We start from the raw sequence: 21838 nt of genomic DNA on the forward strand, positions 1-21838 counted from the left end.
GGTAGATCTGATAAAGCGCGTTATCGTTCTTCGCGGGCAAGCCTCGCTCCTACAGGGTGTGTTGTGCTCACAGGATATTGGAATAATCCGCTTCGATCCGGTCCAGGCTCAGGTGGTTGAGGAAGTTGGAGAAGCACATCCAGGCCGATAGCGCGTTCATGTCGCGAAATTGATCGGGCAGGTACTTGGGCGGCACGATCAGGCCTTCGTCCACCAGTTGGCGCAAGGTCCGCATGTCTTCCAGCGTGGTCTTGCCGCAAAACAATAGCGGTATCTGCTCCAGCTTGCCTTTACGCACGGCCAACTGAATGTAGTTGTAAACCATGATAAAGCCCTTGAGATAGGACAAGTCTTTGGTAAACGGTAGACCGGTCGGCACCGAGCCGCGGAAAACCCGACTGGCGTTGCCGTAGCTTTCGGCCATTTCGAAGCCTTGCTCACAGAAAAATTCGTAAATCTGCAAGAAGTCCGCGCCCTCCTCCACCATATGAATGGCGCGGGTGCGGTTGGTCAGTTTGCGCAGGCGGCTGGGGTAGGAGGCGAAGGTGATGATTTCCATCAGGATCGCCAGGCCTTCCTGGGTCACGGTGGACGACGGCGGGCCTTTGGACAGGAAGGTGCAGATCGGCTGATTCAGGCCGTTGAGCGTTGTGCCCACATGCACCAGCCCTTCGTGGACTTCCAGCGCACGCACGTCGCGGTCGTTGAACATCGCGTCGGCGCGGATCTTGATGTAGTCGGCACCGGCCGCCGCATCGGCGACGATCCCGTCGGACTCGAACACCCGAATGGTTTCTTCGTTTTCGCCAAACACCCGGTTCAGCCGGTGTTGCAGCAAGTTGACGGCTTCCTTGGCCGTGAGGAGTTTCGGTTCGTCCTTGAGGTCGCCACGGCCAGCGATGTTGTTCAGGTAATCGGAGAGCATCAGGCCCAGGTCGGCCAGGGTCGGGTCGCCGGCGTGAAATGCATCGGACGCCGCGCCATACAATTCCTGGGAAATCAGCCCGAAATCCTCGGTGCCGCGCGCTTCAAGCATGCGCACCACCATCCGGTATTCCTTGCACATACGGCGCATGATCTGGCCGACTGGATTGAACTGGCCGAGTTGGCGGGTGATGTCGCGCTCGATGTTCTGGAATTCCAGCTTCACTTTGCTGGAATCGAATGCCAGCGGTCGATTGAAGTAGTAGTCGCGGTCCACGGCCGGCATTTCCTTGCCCTTGCCTTTGAAGAACCCCTTGCGAATGCTGTCGTCCCATTTGACCGCATCCAGAACGCGAATCGGCGTCTGCGCCAGCACTATGCGATCAGACAAAATGCGTATCGTCTGCTGGTATTCGTCCACCCGAAACTCCTGTAGTAAAACCGTTACGTGCTGGGTTTATTTGGTGCTGGCCAGGCGCTGGTAGCGCACTGCTTCGACGAAAACATCGGAATTGGCCGGGTCATCAAGGTAGGCAAACACCTGGTCCAGGCTGTTGTTGATCAACACCCCGTCGCCGTCGTCGGTCTGGAAGCCTTGGCCACTGAGGGCTTCCTGGCCCATGGCCTGCTTGATCTGCTCGAGGTCGAGGTTGTAGACCACCAGTTCGTCTTTATCGTTGAGCTCGAAACCGGTGATGGTAAAGTTGCCGCCGAACTGCGCCGGCACTTTCGCCGACAAGTACCAGCGATTGCCATGGCGCGACACCGTGAAGGGGTAGGCTTCACGCTCATGGGGCTTGGCCTTGAAATAGCTGACTGCCTGATAGCGATTGTCGCCGATGCGCGTCAGTTCCAGGTTCATCGGCTCGCCCCAGGCATTGGTGCTGGTCCATTTGCCGAGCAATCCTTTGGGCGCCGGCTCGCTGGCGGGCAGCGGCTCCTTGAAGGTCACCAGACAGCCACTGAGCAGCAGGATCGACAGGGCGATCACAACGACGCGCCAGGCTTTCATTCAACACTCCCTATGAACACACGGCCCCGAATGGTCACCGAACCTGTGGGAGCGAGGCTTGCCCGCGAAGGCGTTGTGTCAGTCAACACACATTTGAATGTTATACCGCCTTCGCGGGCAAGCCTCGCTCCTACAGGGTCGAGTTGTCCTGCGGGATTTACACCGACGCCAGCACCAGATGCATGTAGCGGTTGAGGATGCCGAGCATTTCCTCTTCGGCAACAGGCTCGGCGTCGTTGAGCAGGCCCTGATATTCCATCCGTCCGATAATCGCCGTCAACACCTTGGCATCCTGTTGTGGCTCACGGGAACCCAATACTTCGAAAAGCTGGCAGGTGCCGTGCAGGAGAATTTGCTGATGGGAGCGTACCAACAACGCCAGGCGCGGGTTAAGCAACGCTTCCTGGCGGAAAGCTTGCTCGGCCATCAAATGCTCTCGGCGATTGATCAATTGCCGGTGCACATAGTCAGCCATCAGCCGGGCGATATCGTCCGCCAGCTGTGAGCGGGACTCGGCGGTGCCATCGCCGCTGACGACCATCTCGCGCAACAAGCCTTCGTTGTTGGCCCACAAACGAGCCATGAACGCCGCGCTGCGTTCCACATATTGGGCGAAGGTATCGGTGAGCAGGTCATCGATGTCTTTGAAATAGTAGGTGGTGGCCGACAGCGGCACACCCGCTTCAGCAGCCACCGCACGGTGGCGTACGGCCCGCACGCCATCGCGCACGACAATGCGCATCGCTGCGTCGAGAATGTCCTGTCGACGCTGTTCGCTGCCCTGTCGGCTGGCCTTGCGGCCCTGGTACTGAACACTTTCAGCGACCGCAGTGGCGATACCCGCTGCACCTTCTTGAGCCATTGCACGATTCACGACAGGTCTTCCTCTCTAAACGTCAAAAGTAACCAATTGATACGTTTGTACCAGACAGGCAATAAAAAGCCGCCTGTTATAGGCGGCTTTTTAATTGAAACACTTACGCTTGTGGCCGCATGTGCGGGAACAGGATCACGTCGCGAATCGACGGTGAGTTGGTCAGCAACATCACCAGACGGTCGATACCGATCCCTTCACCGGCGGTTGGCGGCATGCCGTACTCCAGCGCGCGAACGAAGTCGGCGTCATAGTGCATGGCTTCGTCATCGCCGGCGTCCTTGTCGGCCACCTGCGCCATGAAACGCTCGGCCTGATCTTCGGCGTCGTTCAACTCGGAATAGGCGTTGGCGATTTCGCGGCCGCCGATGAACAGTTCGAAACGGTCAGTGACGTTCGGGTTCTCGTCGTTACGACGGGCCAGCGGCGACACTTCGAATGGGTACTGGGTGATGAAGTGCGGCTGTTCCAGCTTGTGCTCGACCAGTTCTTCGAAAATCATCACCTGCAATTTGCCCAAACCTTCGAAACCCAGCACCTTGGCGCCGGCCTTCTTGGCGATGGTACGGGCTTTGTCGATGTCATTCAGGTCGTCAGCGGTCAGCTCAGGGTTGTACTTGAGGATCGAATCGAACACCGACAGACGCACGAACGGCTCGCCGAAGTGGAACACTTTGTCGCCGTACGGCACATCGGTGCTGCCCAGAACCAGTTGAGCCAGTTCGCGGAACAGTTCCTCGGTCAGGTCCATGTTGTCTTCGTAGTCGGCGTAAGCCTGATAGAACTCCAACATGGTGAATTCAGGGTTGTGGCGCGTCGAAACGCCTTCGTTACGGAAGTTGCGGTTGATCTCGAAGACTTTCTCGAAACCACCGACAACCAGGCGCTTGAGGTACAGCTCAGGCGCGATACGCAGGAACATTTCCATGTCCAGCGCGTTGTGGTGAGTCTCGAACGGTTTGGCCGCCGCGCCGCCTGGAATGGTTTGCAGCATCGGCGTTTCCACTTCCAGGAAGTCACGCTTCATCAGGAAGCTGCGGATGTGCGCAATCACTTGCGAGCGCACGCGGAAGGTCTGGCGCACCTCTTCGTTGACGATCAGGTCAACGTAACGCTGACGGTAGCGCTGTTCGGTGTCGGTCAGGCCGTGGTGCTTGTCCGGCAGCGGGCGCAGGGATTTGGTCAGCAGGCGCACGCTGGTCATTTCAACGTACAGGTCGCCTTTGCCGGAACGCGCCAGGGTGCCTTCGGCTGCAATGATATCGCCCATGTCCCAGGTTTTCACCGCGGCCAGGGTGTCTTCGGACAGGGTTTTACGGTTGACGTAGACCTGGATGCGACCGGTCATGTCCTGAATCACCATGAACGAGCCACGGTTGAGCATGATGCGACCCGCCACCTTGACCGGGATTGCAGCTTCTGCCAGCTCTTCCTTGGTCTTGTCCGCGTACTGTTTCTGCAAATCTTCGCAGTAATTGTCGCGGCGGAAGTCGTTGGGGAAGGCATTGCCCTTGGCGCGCTCGGCAGCAAGCTTTTCCTTGCGCAGGGCGATCAGGGAGTTTTCTTCCTGTTGCAGGGCTTGCGGGTCGAGTTGTAGGTCGCTCATGTCTTTAAATATTCCATCACAGGTTCGTTGCCCCCGGCATTCGCCGGGGTTCGCGGGCAAGCCTCGCTCCTACAGGGTGGTGACAACCCTGCAGCGCGGGCCTTAGAGCCCTTGTTTCAAGCTGGCCACCAGGTATTCGTCGATGTCGCCATCGAGCACCTTGTCGCAGTCGCTGCGTTCGATGTTGGTACGCAGATCCTTGATCCGCGAGGCATCGAGCACGTACGAACGGATCTGATGACCCCAGCCGATATCCGACTTGGTGTCTTCCAGGGCCTGGGAAGCGGCGTTGCGCTTCTGCACTTCCTGTTCGTACAAGCGCGCCCGCAACATTTTCATCGCGGTGTCTTTGTTCGCATGCTGGGAGCGTTCGTTCTGGCAGCTGACCACGGTGTTGGTCGGTACGTGAGTAATCCGTACGGCCGAGTCGGTGGTGTTAACGTGCTGACCACCGGCACCGGAGGAGCGGTAGGTGTCGATGCGCAGGTCCGAGGGGTTGATGTCGATTTCGATGTTGTCATCGATTTCCGGCGACACGAACACGGCCGAGAACGAGGTGTGACGACGGTTACCGGAGTCGAACGGGCTCTTGCGCACCAGACGGTGCACGCCGATTTCGGTACGCAACCAGCCAAAGGCGTATTCGCCCTTGATGTGTACGGTTGCGCCTTTGATACCGGCGACTTCACCGGCCGACAGTTCCATGATGGTCGCGTCGAAACCGCGTTTATCCGCCCAACGCAGGTACATGCGCAGCAGGATGTTGGCCCAGTCCTGAGCCTCGGTACCGCCGGAGCCGGCCTGGATGTCCAGGTAGGCATTGTTGGCGTCCATCTCACCGCTGAACATGCGACGGAATTCAAGTTTTTCCAGGGATTCGCGCAGGCGCTCGACTTCGGCAGCGACGTCATCGACGGCGGCCTGGTCTTCTTCTTCGGCGGACATCAGCAGCAGGTCTTTGGCATCGGCCAGACCGCTGTGCATTTCGTCGAGGGTTTCGACGATCTGAGCCAGCTGCGACCGCTCGCGGCCCAGCTCCTGAGCGTACGACGGGTTATTCCAGACACTCGGATCTTCAAGCTCGCGATTGACTTCAGTCAGACGCTCATGCTTTTGATCGTAGTCAAAGATACCCCCGAATAGTTTCGGAGCGCTCGGACAGGTCCTTGATACTGTTAAGGATCGGGTTGATTTCCATGGCGGGCAGCACTCGTTGGCGAACTTTTGAAAGCCGGCGAGTATAACGTAATCAAGCTGTCACGGCAGCCCGCCCGGCGGCTTTAGCGGCGAATGGTTTTCGAAGAGAAACACAGGATATCGCCTATAGCCCTGTAGCAGCTGCCGAGCCCGCGAGGCTGCGTTCGGCGGCGCAGCCGTCGTAAAACCGGACACCCCGGTATTTCTGGCAAACCGTGTGTGCAGGTTTGGCGAGGACTTCGTCCTCGAACGCAGCCTCGCGGGCTCGGCAGCTGCAGGACTACTCGATCCCCACCTGATTGCGCCCATTGTTCTTCGCCAGGTACAACCCTTTGTCTGCCGCCGAGATCAATTGCCGGCAATCGCTGCCCGGCTGCGGAATCATGGTCGACAGGCCGATGCTGATGGTCAGGCTCGAGCCCTCGGTCGGGAAAATGTGCGGGATCTTCAACCCGGCCACGGTCTGGCGCAGTTTTTCCGCCACCATTCGCGCACCGCCCGGCGAGGTGTTGGGTAAAACCAGCACGAACTCTTCGCCGCCGTAACGGGCCGGCAAGTCCGAAGGTCTGGAGCTGGCGTCGCGAATCGCCGTAGCCACTTTGCGCAAGGCTTCATCGCCTTCGAGGTGGCCAAAGCTGTCGTTGTAGGACTTGAAGTAGTCGACGTCGATCATCAGCAGTGACAATTGAGTCTGGTCCCGTAGCGAGCGCCGCCATTCCAGCTCCAGGTATTCGTCGAAATGCCGGCGGTTCGACAGTCCGGTCAGGCCGTCGGAGTTCATCAGGCGTTGCAGCACCAGGTTGGTGTCGAGCAATTGCTGCTGGCTGACCCGCAGCGCGCGGTACGCCGCATCACGTTGCAGCAAAGTCATGTAGGAACGCGAGTGATAACGGATGCGCGCCACCAGCTCGATGTTGTCCGGCAGTTTGACCAGGTAATCATTGGCGCCGGCGGCAAACGCGGCGCTCTTGATCAGTGGGTCTTCCTTGGTCGACAGAACAATGATCGGAATGTCCCTGGTCGCCGGGTGATTACGGTATTCGCGCACCAGGCTCAGGCCGTCGAGGCCAGGCATCACCAGATCCTGAAGGATCACGGTCGGCTTGATACGGATCGCCTGAGCAATGGCCTGGTGCGGGTCGGCACAGAAATGGAAGTCGATGTTTTCTTCGTTCGACAAACCACGCCGCACCGCCTCGCCGATCATCGCCTGATCGTCCACCAACAACACCATGGCGGCGTTTTCATCGGTTTTGAAGTCGTCGAGCTGTAAATCATTCATGTGCGGTCACCTGAGTACTGCTTTGGCCACGATTGCTGCTAATGATAGTCATTTTGAGAAGATTTCCAGCAATCGTGGCGCTATCTTGTCCAGCGAGCGAACTTCCACTGCCGCCTCAATGTTCGCGGCCGCCTTCGGCATGCCGTACACCGCGCTGCTTTGCTGGTCCTGAGCGATGGTCAGGTAGCCCTGCTGGCGCATGAGTTTAAGTCCTTGCGCGCCATCGCGTCCCATACCGGTCAGCAGAACGCCCACCGCGTCACCGCTCCAGTAACTGGCCACACTCTCGAAAAAAACATCGATCGACGGCCGATAGATCTCGTTGACCGGTTCGGCGGTATAGGCGAGCGTGCCGTTTTTCAACAATCGAATGTGATGATTGGTGCCGGCCAGCAGAACCACGCCGCTTTGCGGCCGTTCACCTTCCCGGGCCAGGCGCACGTCCAGGCCACTGGCGCTGGCAAGCCATTCGGCCATGCCGGCGGCGAATACCTGATCCACATGCTGGACCAGCACGATGGCCGCAGAAAAATCTCGCGGCAGGCCTTTGAGCAGTACTTCCAGCGCCGCCGGCCCGCCGGCGGAAGAACCGATGGCCACCAAATGCTGGCGCGAAGAGGAGTGGCGGTGCGAACTCGGTGCCGATCGCACCCGATTGCTCTTGTCGCCGATCAGCCAGCCAATGTTCATGATCTTGCGCAGCAACGGTGCGGCGGCTTCCTGAGGATTGTCGCCGCCGATAGCCGGGGTATCGACCACATCCAGCGCGCCGTAGCCCATGGCCTCGAACACCCGGTGCACGTTTTGCTCGCGGTCGACGGTAACAATGACAATCGCGCATGGGGTCTGGGCCATGATTCGCCGGGTCGCTTCCACCCCGTCCATCAACGGCATGATCAAATCCATCAGGATCAGATCCGGGGTGTATTCGGCGCAACGTTGCACCGCCTCGCCTCCATTGCCGGCGACCCAGACCACCTCGTGCGCCGGATCGAACGCCAACGCGCGGCGCAAGGCCTCCACCGCCATGGGCATGTCGTTGACGATGGCGATTTTCATGCCCGCGCACCTCCAATAAGTTCAACCACTGCATCCAGCAACGCGTCGTCATGAAAACTGGCTTTGGCCAGATAATAGTCGGCTCCGGCGTCCAGTCCACGGCGACGGTCTTCTTCGCGGTCCTTGTAGGACACCACCATCACTGGCAGGGATTGCAGACGGTTGTCGCGACGCACCAAGGACACCAGTTCGATGCCGTCCATGCGCGGCATGTCGATGTCGGTGATCAGCAGATCGAAGTCCTCTGAACGCAGGGCATTCCAGCCATCCATGCCGTCCACCGCCACCGCGACGTCATAGCCGCGATTGAGCAGCAATTTGCGCTGCAACTCACGAACGGTCAGCGAGTCGTCCACCACCAGAATCCGTTTACGCGCCGCTTCGACGGCCTGATTGGCTTGCCGGGCAATGCGCTCCAGACGCCCGGTATTGAGCAGTTTGTCCACCGAACGCAGCATGTCCTCGACGTCGACGATCAGCACCACCGAGCCGTCGTCGAGCAAGGCCCCGGCGGAAATGTCCTGCACCTTGCCCAGGCGCTCGTCCAGCGGCAGCACCACCAATGTGCGCTCGCCGATAAAGCGCTCGACGGCCACACCGTAGATCGCTTCGCGCTCGCGGATGACCACGACTTTGAGGGTTTGCGCGTTGTTCTGGCTCGCCGGGCGATGCAACAGCTGGCTGGCGGCGACCAGCCCGACATGCCGGCCTTCGTACCAGAAGTGCTGCCGGCCTTCGACCTGCACGATATCTTCCGGCGCCAGGTCGCACATGCGCTCGATGTGCACCAGCGGGAAGGCATACGCCTCGTCACCGACTTCCACCACCAGGCTGCGCACCACCGACAGCGTCAGCGGCACTTCCAGATGAAAACGACTGCCCACGCCTGCCGTCTGCTCCAGCACCACGGCACCGCGCAACTGGCGAACCATGTGCTGAACCGCATCCAGCCCGACGCCGCGCCCGGAAACTTCAGTGACAGAGTCGCGCAGGCTGAACCCCGGCAGAAACAGGAACGTCAGCAGCTCCTCTTCGCTCAACTGAGCGGCGGTCTCGGCTGGGGATAACTGCCGTTCGACGATGTTGCGCCGAAGCTTTTCCAGGTCGACGCCGTTGCCATCATCGCTCAGTTCCAATACCAGCAAACCGGCCTGATGGGACGCTCGCAACCGGATCAGGCCTTCCTCCGGTTTACCGGCCAATAGTCGTTGTTCCCGGGTTTCGATGCCGTGATCGACCGCATTGCGCAGCAGGTGCGTCAACGGCGCTTCAAGTTTTTCCAGTACGTCGCGGTCGACCTGGGTCTTATCGCCCTCAATCTCCAGTCGCACCTGTTTGCCCAGGCTACGGCCGAGGTCGCGGACCATGCGCACTTGCCCGCTCAGCACGTCGGCGAAGGGCCGCATGCGACAGGCCAGCGCGGTGTCGTACAACACCTGCGCACGCTGGCTGGCGTGCCAGGCGAACTCGTCCAGCTCGGCGTTTTTTTCCACCAGCAATTGCTGACACTCGGCCAACAATCGGCGGGCATCGCCCAAGGCTTCCTGGGCTTCGAGACTCAAGGCATGGTCCTTGAGATGGACGTTGAGGTTTTCCAGCGCCCGCAGGCCGTTGCTCTGCATGCGTTTGAGGCGCTGCATGGTGGCCAGGTGCGGCTTGAGCCGCTGGGTTTCCACCAGGGATTTACTCGACAGGTCGAGCAGGCTGTTCAAGCGCTCGGCCGTGACGCGCAATACGCGCTCGCCACTTTCGGTGGTGCGTTTAGTCGTGGGCGCTGGCTCGGCGGGCGCTGCCGGCGAGGCTTGGGCGGCAGCCAGCATGGGTGCCTCAACCTTGGGCGTCGGCGGCTCCATCTGCAGCTCTGCCATCGGCGGCGCGATAGACGCAGTGGCCGCCATGTGATCTAGCAAACGTCCCATCAAGAGGACGTAAGCGTCGATATCCGCAGGTGCCGGAGCGTTGCCCGGCGTCGCAATCCGCATCAGCAGATCGGTGCCTTGCAACAGCGCATCAATGTGTTCAGGCCGCAGGTACAGGCGCCCTTCCTGGGCGCTTACCAGGTAATCTTCCATCACATGGGCAACGCTGACTCCGGCATCGACACCGACGATCCGCGCTGCGCCCTTGAGCGAATGGGCCGCGCGCATGCACGACTCCAGGTAATCGGCTTGGGTCGGATCGCGCTCAAGCGCCAAAAGACCTGCGCTCAGCACCAGGGTCTGGGCCTCGGCTTCGAGGCTGAACAGTTCCAGCAAAGAGGCATCACGCATTTGCTCGGGGGTCATGTGAGGCTCCGGGTCACGGCGGACAGCAGCTGTTCTTCATCCAGCCAACGCAGGCTGCGACCTTTGAATTGCAAGACGCCACGGGTGTATCTGGCGCTGGCCTGAGCGCCGGACCTGGATGCCGCATCGAGAATGCGCTCGTCGATGGCGTGAATCCCGTCCACCTCATCCACCGGCACTACCACCGGCCCGCCGTGAGCAGCGATGATCAGCATCCGCGGCATCACCCGCGCGCCCGACGCCACGCCACTGGTGGCATCAAGCCCCAGCAACTCCACCAGCGACAGGCACGCCACCAAGGCCCCGCGCACATTCGCCACGCCGAGCAACGCCCCGGAGCGCTGGTGCGGCAACGAGTGAATCGCTTGCAGCGGCGCCACTTCGACCAGGCTGCGAGTGGCCAGGCCCAACCATTCTTCGCCGAGACGAAACATCAGCAGCGAGCGGGTTTTCACATCGATCCCGGCCACTGTGCAGACTTGCTCGCGATCGTCCTGCTGCAACGCATAGCGGTCGAGCAAACCTGTGGCGGCAGCCGAATACACCGAGCAATTGCGGCAATGAATGTGCTCGCTCAGCAACGGGCAGGACTTGTCGCCGTGGATACCGATGCGGTTCCAGCAGTCGTCGATGGCCTGGGCATCTTCATGGGTGACGCTCAAGGTGTCGACGACGTTCATCGTTTACGCTCACTGTCAGCGGCGCGCTCGCTGCGGGCGGCGCGGGCCTGTAATCGTCTGGCACCGGCCGTATCGCCCTGGGACTGCAGCAAAGCGGCCAGGTGCATCAGTGCATCGGGGTGTTGCGGCTCGAGGTACAACGCCTTGCGATAAAAACCCTGAGCCTCGAGGGTGCTGCCGGCAACATCGCTGAGCAGCCCCAACCAATAGAACACTTGGGCCACCGGCTCGTGACTGCGCAAAAAACTGTCGCACGCGGCGCGGGCCTCGGCACTTTTCCCCTCGTTGGCCAGCGCGGCGATGTTCGCCAGCAGCGTGGCGGCGTCCGAAGGGGTTTGCGAAGGGATGGTTTTCGAAGGGTTGGCGGCGAACTGAGGCGTCGGCACCACGAAAGGCCGACTGCGCACGGGCGGCGGTGTCACGTTACGCACCGGTTGTTGCACCGGCAGCGGCGTCGGCATGAAGGTCGCGAGCGGTTCGGGCGCACTTTGACGGCTGAAGGCAAACGACTGCGGGATACCAATCGAGCGCATGCCGAAACGGCCCAGCAGACTGCCCTCCGCCGGGCCGATAAACAGCACGCCGTCGACGTGGGTCAGGCGCTTGAGCACTTCGAACACTTGCTGCTGGGTTGGCTGATCGAAATAGATCAGCAAATTGCGGCAGAACACGAAGTCATAAGGTGGCTCATTGACCAGCAAGGCCGGATCCAGCAGATTGCCGACCTGCAAGCGCACCTGTTCAAGCACGCGCCCGCTGAGACGGTAGTTGTCGTTTTCGGCAATGAAGTGCCGCTCGCGGAAGTCGATGTCCTGGCCGCGAAAAGAATTCTTGCCGTACAGCGCGAGCCTGGCCTTTTCCACCGACAACGGGCTGACGTCCATGCCGTCGACCTTGAACTGGTGCGGCGCCAGCCCGGCATCGAGCAATGCCATGGCGATGGAATACGGTTCTTCGCCGGTGGAACACGGCAGGCTGAGAATGCGCAATGCGCGCATATTGTTGATCGCCGCCAGTCGCTTGGTCGCCAGTTTCGCCAGCGTGGCGAAGGATTCCGGGTAACGGAAAAACCAGGTCTCGGGGACGATTACCGCTTCGATCAGTGCCTGTTGTTCGTCGCGCGAGCCGAGCAAGGTGTGCCAATACTCATCGGCCGTCCGCGCCCGAGCCGCCGTGATGCGCTGGCGCACCGCGCGTTCGATGATCGCCGGGCCGACCGACCCCACATCGAGGCCAATACGTTCTTTGAGGAAATCGAAAAACCTTTGATCGCTGCTCATCCCTGCTCCTCAAACTGCGCCAGCTCCAGCGGCGGCGAGGGAAACAACAAGGCGCGGACCTGTTCGTCCAGCAAATCGGCAACCCGCACCCATTGCAACAAACCCTGGGCATCTTCGCGCACCGGCCCCAGGTACGGCGCCTGGCGATTATCCAGGCCATAAGGCTGAAAATCCGCCGGGTTGCAGCGCAACGTGTCGGTGACCTGCTCCAGAATCAGCCCGAGCAATTGCGCAGGCATCGCCTCATCCGGACGATAGTGCACCAGCACCAGCCGCGTGCTGGTGCGCGCCTGCGCCGGTTGGCCGAACGTCAGGGCGCTGAGATCGATCACCGGCACCACCGCGCTGCGATAGGCAAACACTCCCGCCACCCAGTGCGGTGCCTGGGGAATCGCTTTCAATGGCAGCTGCGGCAGCACTTCGGCCACCTCGATGGCCTGCAACGCGTAACGCTCGTTGCCGATGCAGAACACCAGAAACAACGATTGTTTCGCCGGTAGCACCGCGCCGCGCTTGACCGCGAGCTCGCTCATCAGACTTTGAATCGCGAAACGCCGCCACGCAGCCCGACGGCCACCTGACTCAGTTCATCGATGGCAAAACTGGCCTGACGCAGCGATTCGACCGTCTGGCTGCTGGCATCGCCCAACTGCACCAACGCATGGTTGATCTGCTCGGCGCCGGTGGCCTGGGCCTGCATGCCTTCGTTGACCATCAACACCCGTGGCGCCAGTGCCTGAACCTGATGGATGATCTGCGACAGTTGCTCGCCCACCTGCTGCACCTCGGACATGCCACGGCGCACTTCTTCGGAAAACTTGTCCATGCCCATGACCCCGGCCGACACCGCCGACTGAATTTCGCGCACCATCTGCTCGATGTCGTAGGTGGCCACAGCGGTCTGGTCCGCCAGGCGCCGAACTTCGGTGGCGACCACGGCAAACCCGCGACCATATTCACCGGCCTTCTCGGCTTCGATCGCGGCATTCAGGGACAACAGGTTGGTCTGGTCGGCGACTTTGACGATGGTCACTACCACCTGATTGATGTTGCCGGCCTTCTCATTGAGGATCGCCAGTTTGGCGTTGACCAGATCGGCCGCGCCCATTACCGAGTGCATGGTTTCCTCCATGCGGGCCAGGCCTTGCTGACCGGAACCGGCCAGCACTGATGCCTGATCGGCCGCGGTGGAGACTTCGGTCATGGTGCGCACCAGGTCCCGCGAAGTGGCGGCAATTTCCCGCGATGTCGCGCCGATTTCCGTGGTGGTGGCCGCCGTTTCGGTGGCGGTGGCCTGTTGCTGCTTGGACGTCGCGGCGATTTCCGTGACCGACGTGGTGACCTGCACCGATGAGCGTTGTGCCTGGGACACCAGCGAAGTGAGCTCGGTCATCATATCGTTGAAGCCGGTCTCCACCGCGCCGAACTCGTCCTTGCGATCAAGATTCAAACGGCTGCTGAGATCGCCACTGCGCATGATGTCGAGGATATTCACGATGCGACTCATCGGCGCCATGATCGCGCGCATCAGCAATAGACCGCAGAGGCCGGCGACGATGACAGCCACCAGCAGGGAGACGCCCATGGTGATTTTGGCGGCGGTCACCGCGTCGCCGATGGCCAGCGTGGCTCTGTCAGCCGCGTCGTGATTCACCTCGATAAGGGTGTTCAACTGCTTGCGCCCATTGACCCAGGCCGGCGTGAGCTTCTGTTCAAGGGCAAGACGCGCGGGCTCGTACTCTTTACGCTGATAGAGGTCGAGGACGTTGGTCAGCTCTTGATTGAACAGCTGATGACGCGCTTCGAATTCATCGAACGCGGCCTGATCCTGGGGAGTGAAAATGGTCTTGCGGTAATTGACCATCTGCTCGCTCAAGCGCTCTTCAAAGCCCTTGAACATGGCGTGGTCGGCGGGTGTTATTTCGCGACGTCCGGAAAGACCGACAATTTGCTGGGTCAGGTTATAACTGTCGACCCAGGCACCGCGCATCATCGAACTGAAATACACCCCGGGAACCGTATCGGTACGGACCTTTTCTGCACTGGCGTCGATCTTCATCAGCCGAGAAAAGGACACCACAACCATCAACAGCATGATCGCGATAATCACCGCAAAGCTCGCCAAAATGCGTTGGCGCAACGTCCAGTTCTTCACAGTCAGTCCTCGGTGCGGTTCGAATTGCGGAGGAGTATAGCCGAGGCTGGTGTTTCATTTATCAAACGCTGAGCGCAGCTTTTCATGCCGCCGACAAAAAGCCGGGGTTCGGCAGATATGGACTGTGGGTTGGGTCATTGGGAGATGCGGTGTGGCTGAAAATGCCTTCGCGGGCAAGCCTCGCTCCTACAGAGACCGCGTCGAATGACAATTGCATATTCGACCATTCACTGTAGGAGCGAGGCTTGCCCGCGAAGACGGTCTGAAGACTTACACCGAAGCCTGCCGCACCTGCTTCTCCAGCTCTGCCTTCAACCCCGGCTCCAGCTTCAATTGCCGCGCCAGCTCATCGAGATAGGACTTCTCCATGAAGTTCTCCTCATCCACCAGCATCACACTGGCGATGTACATCTCAGCCGCCATTTCCGGGGTGCTGGCGGCGCGGGCGACGTCGGTGGGGTCCAGCGGTTTGTTGAGTTCGGCGTGCAGCCAGTGCTGCAGTTCCTGATCGCTGTCGAGTTTGCGGAACTCGCCTTCGATCAATTCACGTTCACGTTCATCGACATGCCCGTCAGCCTTGGCCGCGGCCACCAGTGCCTTGAGAATCGCCTGACTGTGTTGCTCGACCTGGGCCGCCGGCAAGCGGTCGATCGTTTGCGGCTCCGTTGTGGCTGCGGCGCCCTGCTGGGCCTGCCAGTTGCCATAAGCCTTGTAGGCAATCACGCCCAATGCCGCAAGACCGCCGTAAATAGCCACTTTGCCGCCGACCTTGCGCACCTTCTTGTTGCCGAGCAACAGGCCCATGGCGCCAGCCGCCAGCGCACCGCCGCCGGCGCCGGAGAGCACACTGCCGAGGCCACTCGAACCACTGGAGCCTCCCAGCAAATCGCCCAAACCACCGCTGGACGCTTTGTTCCGGGTACCGCCGGCCTTGTTCTGCAACAGATCCTGACCGGATTTGAGTAGTTGATCGAGCAATCCACGAGTGTTCATTTTGCTGCCTCCACGAATTCGGGTTAACCGGATCTTAAGGCCCTCAGCCTAGATCGAAAGTGCCCGACATCCCTCCATGAGAGTGCTTCCAGATGTTGCTCATATTTAGACGATCCGGCTGCAGCCCCCCTCGCGAAACTATTTCATCGAATGCAGCCGTTGAGATTTGTCGACCGTGGAACCGCGCACTAGGCTGGATAAATCCATAAGAGGGCCTGGCCAATCTGCCTCTCACAAAGCGCACTAAGCTAATAACAGGCCACTGCCGGCCCATCACCCCGTTCAACACTGCCCCGACCATAATTTAAAGAAGAGGGTCCACCATGCTTGTGCACAAGACCGCACTGCTCAGTGCAATCACCACAGCACTGCTGGCCAGCGCCAGCCTGCAGGCCGCCGAACCGCTGAAAGCGGTCGGTGCCGGCGAAGGTCAGTTGGATATCATCGCCTGGCCTGGCTATATCGAACGGGGCGAAACCGACAAGGCCTACGACTGGGTGACCGGTTTCGAGAAAGAAACCGGCTGTAAGGTCAACGTCAAGACGGCCGGCACGTCCGATGAGATGGTCAGCCTGATGGCCAAGGGCGGTTACGACCTGGTGACGGCATCCGGCGACGCGTCCTTGCGCCTGATCGCCGGCAAACGTGTGCAGCCGATCAACACCGCGTTGATTCCCAACTGGAAAAATCTCGATCCGCGCCTCAAGGATGCGCCGTGGTATGTGGTCGACAACCAGACTTACGGCGCTCCCTATCAATGGGGCCCGAACGTGCTGATGTACAACACCAAGGTGTTCACGCAGCCACCTGGCAGTTGGGGGGTACTGTTCGAAGAGCAGACGCTGCCCGATGGCAAAACCAACAAGGGCCGCGTGCAAGCGTATGACGGCCCGATCTACATCGCCGACGCGGCGCTGTACCTGAAAACCGCCAAGCCGGAATTGGGCATCACGGATCCATACCTGCTTGACGAAAAACAGTACAAGGCCGTTCTCGACCTGCTGCGCACCCAGCAAAAGTTGATCCATCGCTATTGGCACGACACCACCGTGCAGATGAGTGACTTCAAGAACGAAGGCGTGGTGGCCTCCAGTTCCTGGCCCTATCAGGTCAATGGCCTGATGAACGAGAAGCAGCCCGTCGCATCGACCGTCCCGAAAGAAGGCGCCACCGGGTGGGCCGACACCACCATGCTGCATGCCGAGGCCAAGCACCCGAACTGCGCGTACAAGTGGATGGACTGGTCGCTCACGCCGAAGGTCCAGGGCGATGTGTCTGCCTGGTTCGGCTCATTGCCGGCGGTTCCGGCGGCGTGCAAGGCCAGTGAACTGCTGGGCGCCGAGGGTTGCAAGACCAACGGTTTTGACCAGTTCGACAAAATCGCCTTCTGGAAAACTCCGCAGGCTGAAGGTGGCAAGTACGTGCCTTATAGCCGCTGGACCCAAGATTACATTGCGATTATGGGGGGTCGCTAACACCAACTGATCATTCCCACGCTCTGCGTGGGAATGCATCAATGGACGCTCCGCGTCCATTCGCGCAGAGCTGACGCAGAGCGTCACGGGCTGCATCCCCATGCGGAGCGTGGGAATGATCATCATCTTTTAACGCAAAGCGCGCCTTCTCGGAGCACCGCACCATGACGCTTGCAGTCCAGTTCACCAACGTTTCCCGGCTGTTCGGCGAGGTGAAGGCCGTTGACCGGGTGTCTATCGATATCCAGGACGGCGAGTTCTTTTCCATGCTGGGCCCCTCCGGCTCGGGCAAAACCACTTGCCTGCGCCTGATCGCCGGTTTCGAGCAGCCGAGCACGGGCTCCATCCGTATTCACGGTGCCGAAGCTGCGGGCTTACCGCCGTATCAGCGTGACGTGAACACTGTGTTCCAGGACTACGCACTGTTCCCGCACATGAACGTGCTCGACAACGTCGCCTACGGTTTGAAAGTCAAAGGTGTCGGCAAGTCCGAACGTCAGAAACGTGCCGAAGAAGCCCTCGACATGGTCGCCCTCGGCGGCTACGGCGAGCGCAAACCGGTGCAACTCTCTGGCGGTCAGCGCCAGCGAGTGGCCCTGGCCCGTGCGTTGGTCAATCGCCCACGGGTGTTGTTGCTCGACGAGCCCTTGGGCGCCCTCGACCTGAAACTGCGCGAGCAAATGCAAGGCGAGCTGAAGAAGCTGCAACGCCAGCTCGGTATCACCTTCATCTTCGTTACCCACGACCAGACCGAAGCGCTGTCGATGTCCGACCGCGTGGCGGTGTTCAACAAGGGCCGCATCGAACAGGTCGACACGCCGCGCCATCTCTACATGAAGCCGGCGACTACCTTTGTCGCCGAATTCGTTGGCACTTCCAATGTGATTCGCGGCGATCTGGCCCGGCAGTTGAGCGGCAATCCACAGCCGTTTTCGATCCGCCCCGAACACGTGCGTTTTGCCGAAGGCCCGCTGGCCAGCCATGAAATCGAAGTCAGTGGCCTGCTGCACGACATCCAGTACCAGGGCAGCGCCACCCGCTATGAACTGAAACTGGAAAACGGCCAGACGTTGAACATCAGCCAGGCCAACGTTCAGTGGCTGGATGTCAGCACGCACCATCAGACCGGGCAACGCATCAGTGCTCGTTGGGCACGCGAGGCGATGATTCCGCTGCACGACCATATTGTGGGCGGGGGGTGAGATGAACAGCGTGGCCGCACCTCAAACCACCGCCAGCGGCTCACCATTGCGCCGGTTTTCGAACGTGTTGTACCGCCGGCCGAACCTGTATCTATCACTGCTGCTGGTGCCGCCGTTGCTGTGGTTCGGCGCGATCTATCTTGGTTCGCTGTTGACGTTGTTGTGGCAAGGCTTCTACACCTTCGATGACTTCACCATGACGGTCACCCCCGACCTGACCCTGGCGAATTTCACCGCACTGTTCCAGCCGTCGAACTTCGACATCATCCTGCGCACCCTGAGCATGGCCATTGTCGTGTCGATCGCCAGTGCAATCGTGGCATTCCCGATTGCCTACTACATGGCGCGTTACACCAGCGGCAAGACCAAGGCGTTTTTTTACATCGCGGTGATGATGCCAATGTGGGCCAGTTACATCGTCAAGGCTTACGCCTGGACCTTGTTGCTGGCCAAGGGCGGTGTGGCCCAGTGGTTCGTTCAGCACCTGGGACTGGAACCGGTCTTGCAATGGGTGCTGGGGATTCCGGGCGTCGGCGGCAGCACCTTGTCAACCTCGCATCTGGGGCGGTTCATGGTGTTTGTCTACATCTGGCTGCCGTTCATGATCTTGCCGATCCAGGCCTCACTGGAACGCCTGCCGCCGTCCTTGCTGCAAGCCTCGGCGGACCTTGGTGCCAAGCCGCGTCAGACGTTCATGCAAGTGATTCTGCCGCTGTCGATTCCGGGGATCGCCGCCGGTTCGATCTTCACGTTTTCATTGACCCTGGGCGACTTCATCGTGCCGCAACTGGTGGGCCCGCCGGGTTACTTCATCGGCAGCATGGTCTACGCCCAGCAAGGAGCGATCGGCAATATGCCGATGGCAGCGGCCTTCACTTTGGTACCGATCGTGCTGATCGCCATTTATCTGTCCATCGTCAAACGCCTGGGGGCTTTCGATGCGCTCTGATGCTTCATCTCAAGACCGGGCATCCCTGGGCCTGCGCATTGCCGCTTGGGGCGGCTTGGTGTTTTTGCACTTCCCGATCCTGATCATCTTCCTCTACGCCTTCAACACCGAAGACGCGGCGTTCAGCTTTCCGCCCAAGGGCTTTACCCTGAAATGGATCGGCGTGGCGTTCTCCCGGCCCGACGTGCTGGAAGCGATCAAGTTGTCATTACAAATCGCCGCCGTCGCCACATTGATTGCGCTGGTCCTGGGCACTCTTGCGTCAGCGGCGTTGTACCGGCGGGATTTCTTCGGCAAGCAAAGCATCTCGCTGATGCTGATCCTGCCGATTGCCCTGCCCGGGATCATCACCGGGATCGCACTGCTGGCGACGTTCAAGACGTTTGGGATCGAGCCGGGGATGTTCACCATTATCGTCGGGCACGCGACTTTCTGCGTAGTGATCGTCTACAACAATGTCATCGCTCGTTTGCGCCGCACTTCATACAGTTTGATTGAGGCCTCGATGGACCTCGGCGCCGATGGCTGGCAGACCTTCCGCTACATCGTCCTGCCGAATCTTGGCTCGGCGATGCTGGCCGGTGGCATGCTGGCGTTTGCGTTGTCGTTCGATGAAATCATTGTCACCACTTTCACCGCCGGCCATGAACGCACCTTGCCGCTGTGGCTGCTCAACCAGCTCAGCCGCCCACGGGATGTGCCGGTCACCAACGTCGTCGCGATGCTGGTGATGATCGTGACCATGTTGCCGATCCTCGGCGCTTATTACCTGACCCGAGGCGGGGAAAGCGTTGCGGGCAGTGGCGGCAAATAAGAGAGAACTCATTCCCAAGGTGGAAGCCAAACCCTGTAGGAGCGAGGCTTGCCCGCGAAGGCGGTGTGTCAGTCGACATTAATGTTGAATGTAAAATCGCCTTCGCGGGCAAGCCTCGCTCCTACAGGGTTCGGTTCCGACAGAAATACAATCGCTTCGATGAGGGCATAGCCATGCAAACCAAACTCTTGATCAACGGCCAACTCGTCAACGGCGACGGCCCTGCCCAAGCCGTGTTCAATCCGGTCCTCGGCCGTGTACTGGTAGAAGTCAATGAAGCCAGCGAAGCCCAGATCGATGCGGCGGTGCGGGCCGCCGACAACGCCTTCCAGGCCTGGTCGCAAACCACGCCGAAAGAACGTTCGTTGCTGCTGCTCAAACTCGCCGACATCATCGAAACCCACGGCGACGAGTTGGCCAGACTGGAGTCGGACAACTGCGGCAAACCTTACAGCGCTGCGCTGAACGATGAGATCCCGGCGATTGCCGACGTGTTCCGTTTCTTCGCTGGCGCCAGTCGTTGCATGAGCGGCGCGCTGGGGGGTGAATATTTGCCCGGCCACACCTCGATGATCCGCCGCGACCCGGTGGGCGTGATTGCCTCCATCGCGCCGTGGAACTACCCGCTGATGATGCTCGCCTGGAAAATCGCCCCGGCCCTGGCCGCCGGTAATACCGTGGTGCTCAAGCCGTCGGAGCAAACCCCGCTGACCGCCCTGCGCCTGGCAGAACTGGCGTTGGACATCTTCCCGGCCGGTGTCCTTAATCTGGTATACGGCCGTGGTTCCGCGGTCGGTACCGCACTGGTCAATCACCCGAAAGTGCGCATGGTGTCGCTGACCGGTTCCATCGCTACCGGCTCGAACATCATTTCCAGCACCGCCGGCAACGTCAAACGCCTGCACATGGAACTGGGCGGCAAGGCACCGGTGATCGTCTTCGACGATGCCGACATCGATGCCGCCGTGGAGGGCATTCGCACTTTCGGTTTTTACAACGCCGGTCAAGATTGCACCGCGGCCTGCCGCATTTACGCGCAAGCAGGCATCTATGACCAGTTCGTCGAGAAACTCGGTGCGGCCGTCAGCAGTATCAAGTACGGCTCGCAGGACGATCCATCGACGGAGCTTGGCCCGTTGATCAGCGCCCAGCATCGCGACCGCGTGACCGGTTTGGTTGAGCGTGCCATGGCGCAACCGCACATTCGCTTGATCACGGGTGGCAAAGCGGTGGAAGGCAATGGCTTCTTCTTTGAGCCAACGGTGCTGGCCGACGTGCAACAGGATGACGAAATCGTGCGCCGCGAAGTGTTCGGCCCCGTAGTGTCGGTCACCAGGTTCACCGATGAAGCACAGGCGCTGGCCTGGGCCAACGATTCAGACTACGGCCTGGCGTCATCGGTCTGGACCACGGACGTCGGCCGCGCCCATCGCCTGTCTGCCCGCTTGCAATACGGCTGCACGTGGGTGAACACCCACTTCATGCTGGTCAGCGAAATGCCCCATGGCGGTCAGAAACTGTCCGGTTACGGGAAAGACATGTCGATGTATGGGCTGGAGGATTACACCGTTGTTCGGCATGTGATGTTCAAGCATTGAAAGCTTCGCGGGCAAGCCTCGCTCCTGCAGGAGCGAGGCTTGCCCGCGAATGCCTCACCGCACAACCATGGCAGACATCGGTGGCTTAACTCCATAAAAGCCGAAATGGCTCTCACGGTAACCACCTGCGCTCAAAACCGCGAAACACTGCGCATCGCATCCACCAGATACCGCATCGCAATCCGGTCGCTTTCCGACAGCTCGCGATACCGCTCCACCAATTTCATCTCTTCCAAACTCAGCCGACGCCTTCGCCGACCAGTGGTCAGGCAGGGAAAGAGTCCTAACATTTCAGTGATGCCTTGTACTTTCGACATGGACGATGTCCTTCTATACGTCAGAGAAAACTGCAAACCGCATCGCCCTATCACTTTCAGCGGCTGTCTTGTGCACGCTGAACCCACCGGCCTGAAGGGCCGAAACCGGTCATGCCCATAGAATAGAAATTTAATC

At 60.1% G+C, this 21838-nt stretch carries 19 protein-coding genes; 5 read left to right on the forward strand and 14 right to left on the reverse strand.

Annotated elements, in window-relative coordinates; all coding sequences use genetic code 11:
* Positions 1–67 precede the first annotated feature (67 nt).
* From FHW68_RS11410 to FHW68_RS11470, 13 genes are all read right to left on the reverse strand, one after another.
* Positions 68–1345 (reverse strand): flavohemoglobin expression-modulating QEGLA motif protein, encoded by a 1278-nt coding sequence (locus FHW68_RS11410; protein WP_183680438.1) that lies wholly within the window; start codon positions 1343–1345, stop codon positions 68–70.
* 36 nt (positions 1346–1381) lie between these two features.
* The gene (locus tag FHW68_RS11415) at positions 1382–1936 is read right to left on the reverse strand and encodes a hypothetical protein (RefSeq protein ID WP_183680440.1); all 555 of its coding nucleotides are present in this window, start codon (positions 1934–1936) and stop codon (positions 1382–1384) included.
* Between the two features lie 157 nt (positions 1937–2093).
* A complete protein-coding gene (locus tag FHW68_RS11420) occupies positions 2094–2810 on the reverse strand; it encodes a TetR/AcrR family transcriptional regulator (RefSeq protein ID WP_168185068.1) in 717 nt (238 codons plus the stop codon).
* A gap of 103 nt (positions 2811–2913) precedes the next feature.
* A complete protein-coding gene (gene lysS / locus FHW68_RS11425) occupies positions 2914–4416 on the reverse strand; it encodes a lysine--tRNA ligase (protein ID WP_007897652.1) in 1503 nt (500 codons plus the stop codon).
* A 102-nt stretch (positions 4417–4518) separates the two neighbouring features.
* A protein-coding gene (gene prfB / locus FHW68_RS11430) for a peptide chain release factor 2 (protein ID WP_183680442.1) occupies positions 4519–5614 on the reverse strand; the annotation gives its coding sequence in 2 pieces (ribosomal slippage) (positions 4519–5541 and positions 5543–5614; 1095 coding nt in all).
* 279 nt (positions 5615–5893) lie between these two features.
* Entirely contained in the window at positions 5894–6895 is a 1002-nt protein-coding gene (locus FHW68_RS11435) for a PleD family two-component system response regulator (protein ID WP_095631709.1), read from the reverse strand.
* 48 nt (positions 6896–6943) lie between these two features.
* Complete coding sequence (locus tag FHW68_RS11440) at positions 6944–7954, reverse strand: chemotaxis response regulator protein-glutamate methylesterase (protein ID WP_183680444.1); 1011 nt, start codon at positions 7952–7954, stop codon at positions 6944–6946.
* Positions 7951–10239 (reverse strand): hybrid sensor histidine kinase/response regulator, encoded by a 2289-nt coding sequence (locus FHW68_RS11445; protein ID WP_095631711.1) that lies wholly within the window; start codon positions 10237–10239, stop codon positions 7951–7953. Before FHW68_RS11445 ends, FHW68_RS11440 begins: the two co-directional genes overlap by 4 nt.
* On the reverse strand, positions 10236–10919 hold the full coding sequence (locus FHW68_RS11450; RefSeq protein ID WP_095631712.1) for a chemotaxis protein CheW: 684 nt from the start codon (positions 10917–10919) through the stop codon (positions 10236–10238). The genes FHW68_RS11445 and FHW68_RS11450 overlap by 4 nt, the downstream gene beginning before the upstream one ends.
* Positions 10916–12199, reverse strand: coding sequence for a protein-glutamate O-methyltransferase CheR (locus tag FHW68_RS11455; RefSeq protein WP_183680446.1), 1284 nt, complete (start codon positions 12197–12199; stop codon positions 10916–10918). The genes FHW68_RS11450 and FHW68_RS11455 overlap by 4 nt, the downstream gene beginning before the upstream one ends.
* Entirely contained in the window at positions 12196–12732 is a 537-nt protein-coding gene (locus FHW68_RS11460; protein ID WP_095631714.1) for a chemotaxis protein CheW, read from the reverse strand. The genes FHW68_RS11455 and FHW68_RS11460 overlap by 4 nt, the downstream gene beginning before the upstream one ends.
* A complete protein-coding gene (locus tag FHW68_RS11465) occupies positions 12732–14354 on the reverse strand; it encodes a methyl-accepting chemotaxis protein (RefSeq protein ID WP_183680448.1) in 1623 nt (540 codons plus the stop codon). The genes FHW68_RS11460 and FHW68_RS11465 overlap by 1 nt, the downstream gene beginning before the upstream one ends.
* A gap of 270 nt (positions 14355–14624) precedes the next feature.
* Positions 14625–15347, reverse strand: a complete 723-nt coding sequence (locus tag FHW68_RS11470; RefSeq protein ID WP_183680450.1) for a tellurite resistance TerB family protein — start codon at positions 15345–15347, stop codon at positions 14625–14627.
* A gap of 323 nt (positions 15348–15670) precedes the next feature.
* Between FHW68_RS11470 and ydcS the strand changes: the two genes are divergently transcribed.
* The 5 genes from ydcS (at position 15671) to FHW68_RS11495 (ending at position 21385) form a co-directional block, all read left to right on the forward strand.
* Complete coding sequence (gene ydcS, locus FHW68_RS11475; protein WP_183680452.1) at positions 15671–16822, forward strand: putative ABC transporter substrate-binding protein YdcS; 1152 nt, start codon at positions 15671–15673, stop codon at positions 16820–16822.
* 164 nt (positions 16823–16986) lie between these two features.
* Positions 16987–18024, forward strand: a complete 1038-nt coding sequence (locus FHW68_RS11480) for an ABC transporter ATP-binding protein (protein ID WP_095631718.1) — start codon at positions 16987–16989, stop codon at positions 18022–18024.
* Between the two features lies 1 nt (position 18025).
* The gene (locus FHW68_RS11485; protein WP_095631719.1) at positions 18026–18973 is read left to right on the forward strand and encodes an ABC transporter permease; all 948 of its coding nucleotides are present in this window, start codon (positions 18026–18028) and stop codon (positions 18971–18973) included.
* A complete protein-coding gene (locus FHW68_RS11490) occupies positions 18963–19787 on the forward strand; it encodes an ABC transporter permease (RefSeq protein ID WP_183680454.1) in 825 nt (274 codons plus the stop codon). Before FHW68_RS11485 ends, FHW68_RS11490 begins: the two co-directional genes overlap by 11 nt.
* A 173-nt stretch (positions 19788–19960) precedes the next feature.
* Positions 19961–21385, forward strand: coding sequence for a gamma-aminobutyraldehyde dehydrogenase (locus FHW68_RS11495; protein ID WP_095631721.1), 1425 nt, complete (start codon positions 19961–19963; stop codon positions 21383–21385).
* 131 nt (positions 21386–21516) lie between these two features.
* Here FHW68_RS11495 and FHW68_RS11500 read toward each other — a convergent pair whose 3' ends face one another.
* The gene (locus FHW68_RS11500) at positions 21517–21702 is read right to left on the reverse strand and encodes a hypothetical protein (RefSeq protein ID WP_095631722.1); all 186 of its coding nucleotides are present in this window, start codon (positions 21700–21702) and stop codon (positions 21517–21519) included.
* Positions 21703–21838 lie beyond the last annotated feature (136 nt).

Origin of the sequence: Pseudomonas sp. Tn43 (assembly GCF_014192635.1) — a bacterium.
Taxonomy (GTDB): domain Bacteria; phylum Pseudomonadota; class Gammaproteobacteria; order Pseudomonadales; family Pseudomonadaceae; genus Aquipseudomonas.

Bases quoted from the DNA above. Each gene is read 5' to 3' on its own strand.
- FHW68_RS11450 (WP_095631712.1), bottom strand. From the start codon at position 10,919: ATGAACGTCGTCGACACCTTGAGCGTCACCCATGAAGATGCCCAGGCC.
- FHW68_RS11490 (WP_183680454.1), top strand. From the start codon at position 18,963: ATGCGCTCTGATGCTTCATCTCAAGACCGGGCATCCCTGGGCCTGCGC.
- FHW68_RS11440 (WP_183680444.1), bottom strand. From the start codon at position 7,954: ATGAAAATCGCCATCGTCAACGACATGCCCATGGCGGTGGAGGCCTTG.
- FHW68_RS11435 (WP_095631709.1), bottom strand. From the start codon at position 6,895: ATGAATGATTTACAGCTCGACGACTTCAAAACCGATGAAAACGCCGCC.
- lysS (WP_007897652.1), bottom strand. From the start codon at position 4,416: ATGAGCGACCTACAACTCGACCCGCAAGCCCTGCAACAGGAAGAAAAC.
- FHW68_RS11470 (WP_183680450.1), bottom strand. From the start codon at position 15,347: ATGAACACTCGTGGATTGCTCGATCAACTACTCAAATCCGGTCAGGAT.
- FHW68_RS11415 (WP_183680440.1), bottom strand. From the start codon at position 1,936: ATGAAAGCCTGGCGCGTCGTTGTGATCGCCCTGTCGATCCTGCTGCTC.
- FHW68_RS11500 (WP_095631722.1), bottom strand. From the start codon at position 21,702: ATGTCGAAAGTACAAGGCATCACTGAAATGTTAGGACTCTTTCCCTGC.
- FHW68_RS11445 (WP_095631711.1), bottom strand. From the start codon at position 10,239: ATGACCCCCGAGCAAATGCGTGATGCCTCTTTGCTGGAACTGTTCAGC.
- ydcS (WP_183680452.1), top strand. From the start codon at position 15,671: ATGCTTGTGCACAAGACCGCACTGCTCAGTGCAATCACCACAGCACTG.
- FHW68_RS11480 (WP_095631718.1), top strand. From the start codon at position 16,987: ATGACGCTTGCAGTCCAGTTCACCAACGTTTCCCGGCTGTTCGGCGAG.
- FHW68_RS11495 (WP_095631721.1), top strand. From the start codon at position 19,961: ATGCAAACCAAACTCTTGATCAACGGCCAACTCGTCAACGGCGACGGC.
- FHW68_RS11455 (WP_183680446.1), bottom strand. From the start codon at position 12,199: ATGAGCAGCGATCAAAGGTTTTTCGATTTCCTCAAAGAACGTATTGGC.
- FHW68_RS11485 (WP_095631719.1), top strand. From the start codon at position 18,026: ATGAACAGCGTGGCCGCACCTCAAACCACCGCCAGCGGCTCACCATTG.
- FHW68_RS11460 (WP_095631714.1), bottom strand. From the start codon at position 12,732: ATGAGCGAGCTCGCGGTCAAGCGCGGCGCGGTGCTACCGGCGAAACAA.